The following is a 14,705-nucleotide window of genomic DNA, read 5'->3' as shown; positions in this document are numbered from 1 at the left end:
GTCTCCATCTCTGACTTGGTTCTAAATAATTCCGTTCTGGCGCAATGATCTCGTTTCTTCACTTGTCATACCGAGAACTTCCTTAAGGATCTCATCTGTATGTTGTCCCAGTGTTGGCGGGGCCTGCCTGTAACTGACAGGGGTTTCCGAAAATTTCATTGGACTTGCAATCAAATCAACCGGCTCAGATGGCCTCAGGGAATGTTGCATCTGTATAACCATTTCCCGGGCAGCAACCTGCGGGTCTGCAAGTGCCTGATCCATTGTATTGACCTTTGAACAGACAAGTTTGATTTCTGACAAGGCCTCAACCCAGTAATCAGATGTGTTGCCCGCTAGGATATCTTCGATTTCCCTGTCAACTTCAGCCCTGTTATTTACACGTTCAGCATTGTTTCTGAACCCGTGGCGTTCAAGCAGGTCACGCCTTCCGGTAAGATCACAGAATTTTTCAAACTGGTAATCGCTGGCAATGCCTAGCAGCATAAACCCGTCAGCTGTCTTGAAAATCTTGTAGGGAACGATATTCGGATGGCTTGTCCCGAGACGCGATGGTATTTCACCATTAAGCAGATAATTTACACCCTGATTATAAAGCCAGGCAATTTGAACATCGAGAAGACCAAGATCAATCTGCTGCCCTGCCCCTGTGTGGTCACGATGACGCAAAGCTGCCAGTATTGCTATACTGGCATACATGCCTGTCATGATATCATTGATCGCAACAGGCACTTTGGCCGGGGGACTGTCTTCTTCACCTATAATACTGATAAGTCCACCAAGGCATTGCGCCACCATGTCATATCCGGGCCTGTCTCGGTAAGGCCCTGTCTGGCCATAACCTGTAATTGAACAATAGATTAAGCTGGGATGAATGCGGTGGACAGTTTCGTAATCGAGTCCATATTTCTTGAGCCCGTCCACCTTATAGTTTTCAACAAAAATATCACTTTCTGCCATGAGTTTGATGAGCAGGTCCCGGCCTTCAGGTCTGGAAAAATCAATCGTAATTGAACGCTTATTTCTGCCTGTGGACATGTAATAACCGCTCTCCGTGGTATCACTGCCTTGATCATCTTTCAGAAAGGGCGGGCCCCAGGTTCTGATGTCATCACCTTTTTCAGGATGTTCGACTTTGATGATATCAGCACCGAGATCACCCAGCGTCTGAGTACAGGACGGGGCAGCAAGGATTCGTCCGAGATCAAGAACCCTGACCCCTGACAAAGGACCTGAAGCAGGCTTTCCGGAAGTGTTGTCTTTTGTCATAACTGGCACCTGCTGGCCTGAACTCTGGCAACTGATAAAGAAATTAAATTCTGTATGTCAAAGTATGGATTGTTCTGTACTTGTGCTGCCCACTGGCATTTCACCAGTGGACAGCCCAATAGTCAGAGAGATCTTACTTTGGAAGAAGATCTGAAGTTTCTTCCATCAGCTCTTCCTGAAGATCGGCCATATCGTCATATTCACCTGTGACGATACCTTCAATGCCATCGTAGATTACCTGAGTAATCGCAAGGCCCTTATCACCAGGATAGGCAAGCCAGTCTCTCAACAATGGCAGCTGGTCAACGGCTGTCTTATTATTAGGATTCTTCTCATAGAAATCCGCAAGGATGATCTCGTTGGCAGCCTTGTTTGGTGGCATATATCCTGTTGTCTGGGCAACCGCCGCTGCACCTTCACCGGAGGTGATATATTTGAGGAAAGTCCAGGCTGCTGCCACTCGAGCCGGATCATCAGATGCAGATGTCAGCATAGCAGCATTGCCCCCGGCAGGCAGACCCATTGGTGTGCCGGTCATTCCAGGAAATGGTCCTGTTTTCAGCTCAAAGGCATCGCCTTTAGCACGGGTTACTGAGCCAAGAGCAGATGTTGACCAGAACAGCATCCCTATTTCGCCGGCAGAGAATGAAGCCAGAGCATCCTTGAATGAAAGGTTCTGCATGTCACAGCCCCTGAAGATCTTTTTCATAGTTTCAAGGGATTTCAATCCTTCAGAACCACCAAAGTTCATCTTGCCATCCTTGACAATTGGCGTGTCCTGAGTCCACATCAGGGCCTGCATGAACCAGTTCCCTGTAATGTTCCAGCCCCAGAACATTGGGTTTTTGATCCCTTTGGCATGCATTTTCTTACATGCCGCAACAACTTCATCCCATGTTTTTGGCTGGCTGGTGATGCCTGCTTCCTTCATAAGGTCTTCGTTGTAATAGCCAACCGGCAATGAAATTGAAAATGGCAGGCCATAGACATCACCGCCAAAAGTTGAAAGCCCCAGCATTGCCTGATGGTAACCATCTTTTTCAAAATCAGCTTCCTTTGCAATGAATGGTTCCAGTGACTTGGCAATACCCTTTTCAACCAGCAGTGCCTGTCTGTTCAGGCCCTGCATGGTGACATCAGGCAGATTCCCGGCAACAGCTTCACGAAGAACCGTATTGGTGGCATCCTCGTAGTTTTCGTATGTCGCACGGAATTTAACCTCAATATCAGGATGTGCGGCATTGAAACCAGGCATTATCTTCTGAAAGGTCACATCAAACAGGTGGGAATAGGGATATCCTACCTCAATCGTTACCTTGTCTGCTGCGACAGCATTGGATGACATCACCGCAGCCGCAAGCATTCCGATCAACATTTTCTTCATTTTTTCCTCCTTATACAATTTCACCGCAACATCTTTGCGTGTGAAAATTTCATGACGCTGCTTCATTGGAGTCAGGCAACGCCTTGTGGTTGTGATGTGGGATAACTCTCCTTTCTATTTCATCCCGCTGAGTGTTATGCCTTCGATAAATCGTTTCTGCGCGAGCAAGAAACCGACAATCAAAGGAGCAACAATGATCATGGCTGTTGCCATCATCGGACCGTATGCACTGCCATCGGCATCGCCTTTGAATTCTCTTAATCCAAGCGGCGGGGTAAAAAGATCCCGGTTGCCTGTGATCACCACCCGCGGCCAGAAATAGTCATTCCAGTGCGCGACCACAGAGAAAATGGCAAAGGCCATCAGGGCCGGAATGGCCGTCGGCAGCATAACTTTCCAGATGATTGAAAATTCCGACATCCCATCCATACGCGCGGCATCAAGCAGATCATCCGGGACTGTCATAAAAAATTGTCGCATGAGGAATATGCCGAAGACTGAGATCGTCCAGGGAATGATCAGCGCGGCATAGGTATTGGTAAGCCCCAGTTTTGCCAGCATGATATAAAGTGGTAATGCTATTGCATGAACCGGGATCAGCAGACAGAAAAGGACCATGGTGAAAACCAGTTCCCGGCCCCAGAAACGTAATTTTGCCAACGCATAAGCACATGGCAGGGCAATCAGCACCTGTAAGATAAATATGGAAACAGTGACAAAAACCCCATTAAGGAGGTATCGCAGCAAGGGTGCTTTTTTGAAGGCCATTGTATAGTTATAGACAACAGGCCGGAAATAACATTCTTCCACATCTCCCTTAATGGCTGTGCATTTGTCATCTTCCATCAATTGCTGTGCGCCGATGAATCCTCCCCGATTGGCTTCGATCTCGCTGGGAGATTTGAGCGAATAAGAGCTCATCACATAGAACGGCAAAATAACAATGATTGCTGCAACTATGAGCACAGCGTGTTTCAGGGTTTCCTTGATATCAAAGATGTGTGTCATGAATAATGCACCTTCTTTTCAACAAATTGACGCTGAAACAGTGTCATCAGTAATACCAGCACCAGAAATACAATGGTGATGGCCGCACCCAGACCGATCTGGTTTTCCTTGATCGCCTTTTCATAAATCGCAAACATCATCACGAATGTTGTCTTGCTCGGGCCGCCCTGTGTCAGGGCTTCGACCGTATCAAAAACCTGAAAAGATCGGATTGAGGTGATCGTCACAACAAAAACATTGGTTGGCCCCAGCATTGGCCAGGTGACAAGCCAGAACCTGTCCCAGGCTGATTTTGCGCCGTCAACCTGTGCAGCGTGATAGAGTTCCCGTGGCACGGAAGTCAGCCCGGCGAGATAAAGAACCATATTGAAACCAAACCCTTGCCATATGCCGATAAAGCAGATCGTCCAAATGGCATAATCCCTGTCACCCAGCCAGAGAGGGAAACCCTCTGAGCAGCCTGTCGCAAACCAGCTGGCGGAAGGATCTGTCCAGGGCAGGAACCCGAAGGATAAAAGGAATTTTACCCAGGGCACCGCACAGCCGTCTTCGAGAATTTCATTGACAATGCCGATGGTTGGATGCAGGGCGAATTCCCAGACTATAGCCATAGCCAGTAATGCCGCCATAACAGGGAGAAAATATATTGTCTTGTAGATCGCCTGGCCAAATTTGAGCGAATTTATCAACAGCGCAGCACATAATCCGAGGATCAGTGATGCCGGCACAACGACCCCCACATAGGTAACTGTGGCAATGATCATTTTGATATAGGTCCGCCGCGTCAGCATGCGTTCATAATTTTCAAACGCCACCCATTCAGCACCCGCATTGCCGAGACTGTAATCAGTAAAGGAAAGTATAGCTGCAATAATGATGGGCAGGATCAGAATGAGGAACATCAACGCCACTGCAGGAAATGTGAGCCAAAACGGCGTGGAAGATGAATGCCCAGGTCTCATCTAACGACCCTCTTTTATGGGGATACGGCTGTTATCGTCAGCAAACAAAAAGGCTTTGGAGAAATCGATCACCAGATTGATCTTGCTGCCCGGCTCAAGCAACTCGAGCTGATCCATCTCTGCCCGGACTATCACCACCTCGCCACCGGCATCCGGCTGGCAATGGGCGTAAAGCTCAGAACCCAGATTTTCCACATGCCGGGTAACGGCACTCATATACCCCTTGCTTTTGGCAAAGGTTACATGTTCAGGGCGAAAACCAACAAAACCAGCCCCCTGATAACCCTTTGCGGTAAGTGGAACAGCTCCTAATCCATCAATGGAAATCTTGCCCTTGCTGTCAATGGTAGCCGATAACATATTCATCTTGGGTGAACCTATGAACTCTGCAACACGCTTATCTTTTGGATCTGAATAAACTTTTCCGGGTGTATCGAATTGCAGGATATTTCCTCCCATCATTACAGCGATGCGGTCAGACATTGTCAGTGCTTCGGCCTGATCATGAGTGACATAAATGAATGTTGCTTTCAGCTGGCGATGCAGGTCAGCAATTTCTGCCCGCATGTGAACACGCAGGGCAGCATCCAGATTAGACAAAGGTTCATCCATCAGGAACGCAACCGGATTCCGGACCATGGCACGCCCTACGGCAACTCGCTGCCGTTGCCCCCCTGAAAGCTGTCCTGGCTTTCGATCCAGCAGCTCCGTGATCTTGAGCATCCCGGCTACATCACTCACCGCCTGCTTGATCACCTGAAGTTTTTGCTTTGAGCCGGGCAGGAAACGGCCGATTAACGGTAGCCGCTGAAAAAATGACATATCCCGCAGCCGCAATGGAACTGTAAGGTTTTCTTTAACCGTAAGATGGGGATAAAGCGCATAGGACTGAAACACCATGGCAAGATCACGTTCACTGGCGGCAAGATCATTCACAACCTTGTCATCAATGATAACTTCACCACCATTTTGAGTTTCAAGACCTGCCAGAATTCTCAATAAAGTGGATTTGCCACAACCAGACGGGCCAACTAATGAAATGAACTCTCCATCGGTTATAGATAAACTGACACCATTGAGAACATTTGTATGGCCAAATGATTTTGCAATATTATTAAGCGTTATTTTTGCCACAGACCGTTAATCCCCCCCGATTAACAAATTTTATAAAGCTTTTATATTAGGCTTTTATGAAACAATTATGACTGCGTATTAGTATTTACAAAATATGTAATATTGTATTTTATTATAATTTAAAATTATAATAGAGTGCGGAATGAAGTTAACTTTGCGACAGTTGTCATATGTTGTTGCTGTTGTTGAACATGGCAGTGTTACTGCAGCAGCGGAACATCTCAGAATATCTCAGCCAGCAATCAGCTCTGTTCTGAATGAAGTGGAACAGGAATATAAGGTCAGTCTTTTTGTGAGGGAACGCCCTCATAAAATCACGCCCACACCGGTTGGCCGCCAGTTTGTAGTCAATGCTAAAAAATTGCTCGAACAGGCCGAAGATTTTGATTCACAGGCCCAAAGTCTGAGCACTTCTCTCAAAGGGTCAGTTGATCTTGGCTGCTTCACACCCACGGCTCCTTTTATAATACCCGTAATCCTTGAACGGTTAAAAATGTACTTTCCCAATATCAATATCAAAATTCATGAAGCTGATATTGATGAACTTAACAAACTCCTGTCGAACGGGCATATCGAAATGGCCCTGACATATGATATGCAGCCTATTTTTGCGGTTGAATTTGAATCCCTGACAGAAATGCGCCCCTATGCGCTGCTCTCGGCAAATGACCCGCTTTCAAAACAGGAAACCGTTACGCTCGAAGAATTGATTAAACGTGACATGGTCGGCTTTGATCTGCCGGTCACGAACCAGTTTTTTATGTCTCTCTTCACCCAGCGCGGCCTCCGTCCCAGAATACGGCACACCGTCAAAGGGTATGAGATGCTGCGCAGTCTGGTTGCCCTAGATGAAGGGTTTTCAATTATGCTGATGCGCCCCTCTCATGACCAGAGTTATACAGGTGATCAACTGACCTATCGCAGAATATCTGATGTTGTTCCTGTCACCCGCTTTGGTATGGCTTTCAGAACGCATTACCAGCCGACAAATCTCGTGCATACGCTGGCAAATGTCTGCCGTGATGTTTTTGCCACCGATGAACGGATTAAAAATTTTACTTTTCAATAAATCCAATCATCACTTAAATAACCGTGACATAAACCATTGAATGCAGACCTGTTCAGCATTTATGCCAAATATTTTATCGGAGAAATCCATTGTCTTTTTCAGGCAAAGAAATGTCGAACTGGCAGGTATTCTTAGCTGTTGCAATTCTGGCCTGGAATTCAGTGATTGCCCGCCTTGCCTTTGTTGAACAAACCATCGACCCGGGCAGTTTTGCTCTGATACGTCTTGCTTCTGGTGCTGTCGCCCTATGGCTGATCCTGTTGTTACTCGGCCGGGCCGGACAATTTCGTTTGCTGGACATATCAGCAACAGTAAAATCGGCGGTTGCCATTTCTGTTTATATGGTGTTTTTCGCCTTTGCTCATACCCGCCTTGATGCAGGGGCCGGGGCACTGATCCAGTTTGCTGTTGTTCAGGTTGTAATGTTTGGCGCAGCATTTTTTGTTGGTGAAACAATCCCGAAAACACGCAGTATTGGAGCAGTTATCGCGCTTATAGGCCTCGCAGTCATGCTCTGGCCAAAAGGGGCAAATGCGCCTGAAATGACGGCTGTCATGGCGATGATTGCCGCTGCCAGCGGTTGGGCAATGTATTCTTTCTATGGCCGGCAGACCCGATATTCCATGGCATCGACCGGAGCTAATTTTGCCTTAGCATTACCTGTTTCTCTCGTGATGCTCCTTATTCTTCCTCATGATGGACCAGTTGTATTGACAGAAAAAGGGATCGTATTAGCGCTGTTATCAGGTGCTGTGACATCGGGGCTGAGCTATGCATACTGGTACAGCATCCTTCCCCGAACTAAAACTTCTATAGCAGGGGTTGCCCAGCTTTTAATCCCTGCAATCACCATGCTTGGAGGTATGGTAATTCTTGACGAAGTTTTGACAATGCGTTTTCTTGTTTCTTTGATCATCCTTGTTTTCGGGGTAGGCCTCTCTTTCGGATATTTCACCCCCGGAAAAAGATGAAGACGTTTTTTTTGATGTAAGTGAAATGATTACAACACGTATAGCCATTATTACCGATATTCATCACGGCCCGTCTTCAGCAACTAAATCAGGCGATCAGGCGCTTGGGTTGCTAAAGAATTTTGCTGAATTTGCTCACAAGGAACAGCCTGATCTCATTCTTGAGATGGGAGATCGCATTTCAGATATGGATGGTGATACAGATATCAAAAATCAAACTGAAATCGCTGATATATTCAAAACCATGGACTCGCCTGTGTTTCACATTTGTGGCAATCATGATCGCGTCAACCTTTCGATTGAACAAAACGAAGTGATACTTGGCCAGGAACTTGCTTCCGAAGTTATTGACGCGGGCGATTGGCAGATTGTGCTCTGGCGTGCAAATACAAAAATTGATCTCAGCAATATAAATGTTGGTTTTCTGGTTGATAATCATGAATTGATATGGCTTGAACATGTAATGAAAAATGCTGATAAACCCTGCCTTGTGGTCAGTCATGTTCCTCTTTCAGGACATAGTCAGATCGGAAATTACTATTTTGAAAACCAACCCGCCTGTTCAAAATATGATGCCGATAGGGAAATACGTGCAATTCTCACCAATTGCCCTCAACCTGTTATCTGTCTTTCAGGTCATGTCCACTGGAATACTGTTACGAATATTAATGGAATTTACTATTTTACCCAGCAATCATTAACGGAAACATTCACGACCCAAGGAAAACCAGCAGCTGCCTGGGGCACTCTTGAACTGAACAATTCCGTTAACTGGAATGTATATGGGTATGATGAATTCTCTTTTTGTACAACGCCAAATTCTGAACGATGGAAAGACCCAAGGCCGGGTAAAGCATTTTATTAAAATTTACATATGTAAATACGTGGTTAAGATTGGTTGCGGGGGCAGGATTTGAACCTGTTGAAGGTATATTTTGAATTTACTTAACCAAGTAAGTATGCGGCCCAGTTCTCCATGATTTCTTTGCGCTGATCCAGAAAATCAGTTCGCTCATATGCCCTGACCACTTTAGAGGCTGGACGATGCGCTAGAACCATTTCTTTCACTTCAAAACTAACGCTTTGTGTTTCTGTTATCCATGTTCTTAATGTTGATCTGAACCCTTGTGGTCTTGCTTTAATCTCTGCCCTTTTCATAATGCTCGACATGGCAGCATCACTGAGGATTTTTCCTTTATGGTTGGAGAAAATAAACTCATTCTGCGATCTATCTTTAGCGATGTTAATAATCCGTTTTGCCTCTGAAGATAATGGCACTCTGAAATCTGGGGTTTGGTTCTTTTTGCCCTTCATTTTATCTCCTGGAACTGTCCAAATATCTCCATAAAATTCATATACATGAGCTAGCCTTATTGGTTTTGACCTTAAACCAGTTATCATTAGTAATTTTAAAGCCAATCCAGCTTGAGTAGTTTCATTTAGTGATTTGTAAAATGCTGGGGCGTCTACCCATAACATAGAGGGAATATGACTCTTTATCTGTTTGGATTGACCAAGCAGAGCTTTAGCTTTTTCAACAGCTCCAATATCTACATCCAAGCCCATTGCAGCAGCGTGCTTAATCACAATGTTAAGCCTATGCATGGCTTTCTTTGCAGTTTCCCCCTTGCTGTGCCAAATGGGGCTTATACAGGTCTTTATGTCATGCTGGTTGACTTGCTCTATTGGCATTTTCCCGATCTTTGGCAGAACATGCAATTCCAATGGAGAAAACCATCTGCCATTCTTTCCGTCACCTTTGAGCTCTGCCTTCTTTGCTTCAAATGCAAGCGAGGCAATCATACTTATTGTGTTTGATGATCTGGCATAATCATTTTTCAGTCGTTGCTTTTCATTTATCGGGTCAATATTGGATGCAACTAACGCCCTAGCATGGTCCGCCTTCTTTCTGGCATTTGCTAAATTAACATTATTTAATCCACCAAGCCCTGTTTCTTTTCTTTGGCCAAACAATGTATAACGGAAAAACCATTGGCCGCCGCCATCAGGCCTTTTATGGAGCCACAGCCCTGCCCCATCATTATATTTTCCTGGGCCACATGATTTTATGAATGCTTGAGAAAGTTTAAATCTGGCACCCATTATTTATCCACCTATTTATCCACCTTTATATCCGAGATGTCATGGCATCACATGACACATGCTGAAACAATTATATGTTTTATATTGTTGTAATATATCATATTTTTTTCGATTTTGAAATAATTTGAAAAACTCTGGGATAAAAATGCAGTGCATCTCCTGGGCACCATAAACCAAGTATCAAGGTCTTAGATTCAAGGCTCATGTGTCTGTTTCCAAATGATTAATGTTCGGGAACAGGAGTTTGAATTGCTATGGTGTGGGTAAGGTCTCCGGTATATTTAAACAAAAGAAACGACATATTTTACTTCTCGAGGGCGGTGCCTTCGGATCTCCGTCATCGGTTTAACAAGAAAAAGATCGAGGTTTGCGTTCGCGCCAAGTCTGAGGCAAAAGCGGCCAAGTCTGCGGCGGCACTCTCTGACAGGCTTGAGCGGTACTGGTATAGCATCAGGATGGAGATGATCTATTCCCGTGAGTTGGGGATAAGAGTTTTTCTCGATACGGCAGTAGAGGCTGGCACATTTGGCCAAGGTGTCAGGCAACAAACAAATCGTTGACAGATTTATTTCAGATTTTTTCACCACGGCGAAGGCGTAGCGCACCCGGCATTCTTTTCACCATAATGCCGCTGGCAACAATCAGAACCATGCCGATCCACGAAATAGCGTCTGGCACGGTTCCAAACATGATTAAACCGATGATGACCGCCGCAACAATTTCAACATAGGTGAAGGGGGCGATCCTGCCTGCCGGAGCCAATGACATCGCGAAAATCATCAATGTCTGGCTTAATGCGGTCATTAACGCAAGACCCATGATCAGAATCATCTCTGACTTTGTCGGCATGCCCCAGACAAAGGGAAGGGTAAAGCCGGATAAAATGGTAGCCGTAAATGCACCCCATACGGCGACGATAACCGGGTCCATCATGACACCCAATTTACGGTTGAGAAGCATCTGGATGGCAACCATCAAACCGGTAAAAACGATAAACAAGCCATTCAAATCAATCCCGGCAACCTCCGGTCTCATCACCAGAACAACACCGCAAAATCCACCAAAAACTCCAAGCCAGGCCTTCTGTGACACGGACTCACCCAAGACCCAGGTCGACAGGCTGACCATAATGAAGGGATAGACATAAACAATGGCAATTGCATTGGCGTAATCAACATACTGAACACCATACATGAATGCCATGTTTCCCAGAGCCAGTGTCAGCCCACGGATAATTTGTACAAGAGGCCGCCGCGGTCTGAGCACTCGCCACCCATGCCGGAAAAGGGCAAGCGGCAGCAACAGGAGGAAATAGCCGGCAAAGCGAAAAAAGCTGATGAGCGGCGGCGACATGGTTTCTGCCAGAAGCTTCATAAAGGCGGCGCTCAACGCTGCCAGAGTAAGTGCAAAAACCATAACCAGCACGGCTTTATGCTGTCTTGGGGCCGGCATATCCATATGCTGGCTATCTAATGACAAAATGAGCCTGGTTGATGGTTTGATGTTTATGGGAAAGCATTTGCTGAAAACAGAATGTGGTCATCTCTATGGCTTTGGACAACTTGGACATATCATCTTCTTTCTGATCTATAGTATCAGATCGTGTCATAGCCGGATCGAAACATTGCATCAACAGGATGAAAGACAGCGCCATTTGCGCCATAACAGGAATGGTGATGCCATGGATGTGCACTTGCGTCCGCCAGCGTCGCGATTTCCTCGAGATAGCCAAGACTACCGTCAGCAAGCCCCTCGACGACTTTATCCCAATCAGGATAAGCTGCAAAAGCATCCTGCCATATAGCACGACCGGCAAGAAAACCTGAAGCGCCAGCTTTGAAGGCATGCGAGAGAATATCACGGAAAGCTTCTTTTCCAGCACCTGCAGACAACATAACCCAAGGTCGCCCGGCAAGCCGGCCCATTTCATCAAATAATGCCTGCACATTGGTTGAGCCATCAATCGCGTCGGCGTTCACCGGGCTTTCCAACTTGAACATATCCACCCCGTATTCCGGGCGGGCAAACTCCTCAACTGAGGCCAATACCTGATCACTTGCCTTTGCCTTCATCTCTACATATCCGCGCGATGTGGCCGCCTCGCTGGCCAAAGGATAGAGCAACAGTTCAAGCAAAAACGGAATATCAAAACGGGCGCATTCATCGCCAACCCGTTTCACATAATCTTTTTGAAAAGCTATATTTTCAGGTGATGCGTCCGGCCTATACCACGCAAGAACCTTAACCGCGTCACCGCCAAGCCGCTTGATTTTACCAACCGACCATTCATCAATATTTGCCGAAAAACGCCCCTCACCAGTCTCCTTAAAGACCGAGTCCTCAAGCGTGACGACAAGCCCCTTGCTTCTCCCGAGAACATCAAAGGCCGCCGGGATTCCGTAATGCGGATCCAGCAAGACAGCTGAACTCGGCCCTTGAAGTTGACGGACAATTTCCATTTTAAATCTGGCCACTTCGGACCATGGTGCTTCGGGCAGGTCAAGCTTCTTTGCTATCGGATCCTTGATTGGTGGCCGCTGGTCAGCAGCCACCATTTTAAACAATCCGTTTTCGTCCGCCATTCTGCGCATGCCCAAAAGCTTTCCCGGTGTCAATTGCATATCGATTTTTCCTCCATGAAGGCATCGCAGCTTTGCCGGTCAGGTGATGCCTTTATTCCACCAAATTGTCTGCATTTCATCGCCGCTGCGGCATTCGCCGTTCTGATCGCGGCTATTTCATCCTGTCCTTCACCAAGGCAAAGGGTAAAAATACCGTGCCAGACATCACCTGCGCCAATGGTATCGATGGCATCAACCGGAAATGCCGGGACATTTTTCATCGCATTACCCTGCAAATACCAGACACCGTTCTCGCCATCCGTTGCACATACCCAACACCCGGTATCTTCACGCGCATGTCTTAATCCGGCTTCAATGCTTTGACCCGACGCAAAGGAGTCTAGGCCCTGTCTCGAAAACGCAAGGTGCGTTGCACCGCGGGCATGATCTGCGGTAAACGGCGCTTCAGCATCAATCACGACCGGAACTCCATGCAGGCGTCCAAGGTCAATTGCCCAAACTGTCAATTCCGGATGACGGTTGTCGGCCAAAACCGCACATGGCGCCTCACCAGTTGCAATGACCGGAGACAGTTTGCTGAACCCCTGCCCAGCAAAATTTATTGTCTGGCGCTCACCCTTTTGGTTAACAAATGCCGCCGAGACCGATGATCGCGCACCAGGTATTGGCGGACTCATTGACATATCAACCGACTCACCCCTGAGCGTCTGATGGATGAATTGCCCCATCATATCATCACCGATATAGCTCACGAGCGCGGGAAGGCTACCAAAACGAGCCATGGCAATGCTTGCATTCGCCCCAGGGCCACCAACCACAAAACTTGAATTATGCGCACGCATCTTTTCACCTCGTGCCGAAAACTGATCGATTTCCATAATCAAATCAACGGTGGCACGACCAGCCACAATTATTCTCAAAGGCTCATTCATTTGCGAAAGTCGGGGCACCAAACCCACGGATCCTGACGTTGATACAGGCCGGTTTGCCACTTGCAAAGGCACGCTCAAACGCAGGCGCAATTTCGGCATTTGTTATGAGTTCAAGTTCAGAGGTTTGACAAATCCGCTGAGAAAATTTGGTCACCGCTCTGGTGATCTGGACCTGATCCATTTCTTGGAAACTACCCCTGTTATCGAGACTAGCCTCGGAATCACCGCTGAGCAAAAGAACCGGCGTTTGCGATTGCGTCGCGGTGAACAAAGGGGCAATTGCATTGCAAAGACCGGCACCAGCGGTAACCATGGCGACTCCGATGCCACCGGTAATGCGGGCATGTGCTTCTGCCATGTAGAGCGCTGCGGCTTCATGACAGACATGGACAATGCGGACACCCTCATCAAGACAGGCATCAAAAAGTGGCATAATCTGATTGCCGGACAGCGCAAAAATTGTCTCTACACCTGAAGCCTTCAATATTTTTATCAAACCCGCTGATGCTCTCAAAACGCCATCCTCTAATATCTGCACCTGCTTCTATCGATGACCGAAATCCCGAAAAACTTCGCTCTAACCAATGGAATAGCCCCCATCCACAACAAGGGTGTGACCTGTAATGAACGCCGCTTGCTGGCTGGCCAGAAAAAGGGCCGGGCCAGCAATGTCATCAGGCACCCCCCAACGGGCAAATGGTGTGCGTGCGATTACCGCTTCATAATGCAGGGTATCAGCGCGACCTCGTTCGGTTTGTTCGGTAACAACAAATCCTGGAGCGATGGCATTAACTCTCACGCCTTGCGGTGCATATTTAAGCGCCAGTGATCTAGTTAGCTGATGTATCGCGGCTTTGCTTGCCCCATAAGCAGGCACTTTTGGACTGCCCAGAAAACTGTACATGGAAGCAATATTGATAACCGTCCCTTTTGCTGCAATTAGCGCATTTTCAAATTTCCTCACCACGTCAAAATTGCCGATAAGGTTGACGTCTATAACATGGCGAAACACTTCAAGATCGTCTTCAAGATCCCGCCGCGAAATCGCGGCGCAATTTACAAGCACATCAAGGTGGGAAAACTCGCTCGCAAGCGAGATCACCGCCGATGTGTCACACACATCAAGCTGATGGTATGCGGAAACCCCTGCCGGCATGGACAATGGTTCAGGTTCAGCGCCTGTGATCACCACCCGGTCGCCTTGGGCGGCCGCGGCTTTGGCAATGGCAGCACCAATACCGTCTCGGCTTGCACCAATCACCAGCCAGACACGCTGGTCAATATCACTCAT

At 47.1% G+C, this 14,705-nt stretch carries 15 protein-coding genes; 4 read left to right on the top strand and 11 right to left on the bottom strand.

Annotation, left to right across the window (positions count from 1 at the left end):
- Positions 1 to 21: 21 nt before the first annotated feature.
- From AB8880_04390 to AB8880_04370, 5 genes are all read right to left on the bottom strand, one after another.
- Entirely contained in the window at positions 22 to 1,269 is a 1,248-nt protein-coding gene (locus tag AB8880_04390; GenBank protein XDZ66642.1) for a CaiB/BaiF CoA transferase family protein, read from the bottom strand.
- A 133-nt stretch (positions 1,270 to 1,402) separates the two neighbouring features.
- Positions 1,403 to 2,653 carry an extracellular solute-binding protein gene (locus AB8880_04385; protein ID XDZ67018.1) on the bottom strand — a complete coding sequence of 417 codons (1,251 nt, stop codon included), beginning with the start codon at positions 2,651 to 2,653 and terminating at the stop codon, positions 1,403 to 1,405.
- Positions 2,654 to 2,767: 114 nt separating this feature from the next.
- Positions 2,768 to 3,661: a carbohydrate ABC transporter permease gene (locus tag AB8880_04380; protein XDZ66641.1), complete on the bottom strand. Its 894-nt coding sequence runs from the start codon at positions 3,659 to 3,661 to the stop codon at positions 2,768 to 2,770.
- Positions 3,658 to 4,623: a carbohydrate ABC transporter permease gene (locus tag AB8880_04375; protein ID XDZ66640.1), complete on the bottom strand. Its 966-nt coding sequence runs from the start codon at positions 4,621 to 4,623 to the stop codon at positions 3,658 to 3,660. The genes AB8880_04380 and AB8880_04375 overlap by 4 nt, the downstream gene beginning before the upstream one ends.
- Positions 4,624 to 5,757 (bottom strand): ABC transporter ATP-binding protein, encoded by a 1,134-nt coding sequence (locus tag AB8880_04370; protein XDZ66639.1) that lies wholly within the window; start codon positions 5,755 to 5,757, stop codon positions 4,624 to 4,626.
- A gap of 142 nt (positions 5,758 to 5,899) precedes the next feature.
- On the opposite strand from AB8880_04370, the gene AB8880_04365 reads away from it, so the two are divergent.
- The 3 genes from AB8880_04365 (at position 5,900) to AB8880_04355 (ending at position 8,662) form a co-directional block, all read left to right on the top strand.
- Positions 5,900 to 6,826, top strand: a complete 927-nt coding sequence (locus AB8880_04365) for a LysR substrate-binding domain-containing protein (GenBank protein ID XDZ66638.1) — start codon at positions 5,900 to 5,902, stop codon at positions 6,824 to 6,826.
- An 89-nt stretch (positions 6,827 to 6,915) separates the two neighbouring features.
- A complete protein-coding gene (locus tag AB8880_04360) occupies positions 6,916 to 7,797 on the top strand; it encodes a DMT family transporter (GenBank protein ID XDZ66637.1) in 882 nt (293 codons plus the stop codon).
- Between the two features lie 25 nt (positions 7,798 to 7,822).
- Entirely contained in the window at positions 7,823 to 8,662 is an 840-nt protein-coding gene (locus AB8880_04355; GenBank protein ID XDZ66636.1) for a metallophosphoesterase, read from the top strand.
- Between the two features lie 80 nt (positions 8,663 to 8,742).
- On the opposite strand, the gene AB8880_04350 is transcribed toward AB8880_04355, so the two are convergent.
- Positions 8,743 to 9,900 (bottom strand): tyrosine-type recombinase/integrase, encoded by a 1,158-nt coding sequence (locus tag AB8880_04350; protein ID XDZ66635.1) that lies wholly within the window; start codon positions 9,898 to 9,900, stop codon positions 8,743 to 8,745.
- A gap of 254 nt (positions 9,901 to 10,154) precedes the next feature.
- On the opposite strand from AB8880_04350, the gene AB8880_04345 reads away from it, so the two are divergent.
- Positions 10,155 to 10,460, top strand: coding sequence for a DUF6538 domain-containing protein (locus AB8880_04345; GenBank protein ID XDZ66634.1), 306 nt, complete (start codon positions 10,155 to 10,157; stop codon positions 10,458 to 10,460).
- A gap of 10 nt (positions 10,461 to 10,470) precedes the next feature.
- Here AB8880_04345 and AB8880_04340 read toward each other — a convergent pair whose 3' ends face one another.
- The 5 genes from AB8880_04340 to AB8880_04320 form a co-directional block, all read right to left on the bottom strand.
- A complete protein-coding gene (locus tag AB8880_04340) occupies positions 10,471 to 11,358 on the bottom strand; it encodes a DMT family transporter (protein XDZ66633.1) in 888 nt (295 codons plus the stop codon).
- 137 nt (positions 11,359 to 11,495) lie between these two features.
- Complete coding sequence (locus tag AB8880_04335; protein XDZ66632.1) at positions 11,496 to 12,482, bottom strand: tagatose 1,6-diphosphate aldolase; 987 nt, start codon at positions 12,480 to 12,482, stop codon at positions 11,496 to 11,498.
- Positions 12,483 to 12,511: 29 nt separating this feature from the next.
- Complete coding sequence (locus AB8880_04330) at positions 12,512 to 13,513, bottom strand: carbohydrate kinase family protein (GenBank protein XDZ66631.1); 1,002 nt, start codon at positions 13,511 to 13,513, stop codon at positions 12,512 to 12,514.
- A complete protein-coding gene (locus AB8880_04325) occupies positions 13,407 to 13,928 on the bottom strand; it encodes a thiamine pyrophosphate-binding protein (protein ID XDZ66630.1) in 522 nt (173 codons plus the stop codon). The genes AB8880_04330 and AB8880_04325 overlap by 107 nt, the downstream gene beginning before the upstream one ends.
- A gap of 63 nt (positions 13,929 to 13,991) precedes the next feature.
- Entirely contained in the window at positions 13,992 to 14,705 is a 714-nt protein-coding gene (locus tag AB8880_04320) for an SDR family NAD(P)-dependent oxidoreductase (protein ID XDZ66629.1), read from the bottom strand.

It is taken from the genome of Alphaproteobacteria bacterium LSUCC0684 (assembly GCA_041228335.1).
Classification (GTDB): domain Bacteria; phylum Pseudomonadota; class Alphaproteobacteria; order Puniceispirillales; family UBA1172.
This window is presented reverse-complemented; position numbering and strand designations above follow the sequence as displayed.